At 50.2% G+C, this 267-nt stretch carries 1 protein-coding gene; it reads left to right on the top strand.

Features of this window, described 5'->3' with window-relative positions; translation table 11 throughout:
• Positions 1-36: 36 nt before the first annotated feature.
• On the top strand, positions 37-267 hold a 231-nt coding region (locus tag PZC42_RS24780; RefSeq protein WP_277214214.1), incomplete at its 3' end, for a hypothetical protein.

Below are 267 nucleotides of genomic sequence, written 5' to 3'. Positions count from 1 at the left end.
AGCTTCAACAAGGAGAAGGCCGACAGGATGCTTGCTGTGGAGTCCTACGAGAAGGAGAGGCAGCAAAGGGAATCGGCTGAGGCGTCCCTCGACTTGCTGTCGGTGGACCTGGAAAGAGTCAGCCATGAAGCAAAACGGTTTAGTGAGCAACTGAAAATGGTCCAAGACACGAACAAAAGACTGCAGGAGTACAACACCAGCTTGCAGCAATACAACAGTAATCTTCAAGCTGATGCCTCTAAGAGTGGGGACATCATCTCAAAACTG

Source organism: Isoptericola croceus, assembly GCF_029382255.1.
In the GTDB taxonomy this organism is placed as follows: domain Bacteria; phylum Actinomycetota; class Actinomycetes; order Actinomycetales; family Cellulomonadaceae; genus Isoptericola; species Isoptericola croceus.
This window is presented reverse-complemented; position numbering and strand designations above follow the sequence as displayed.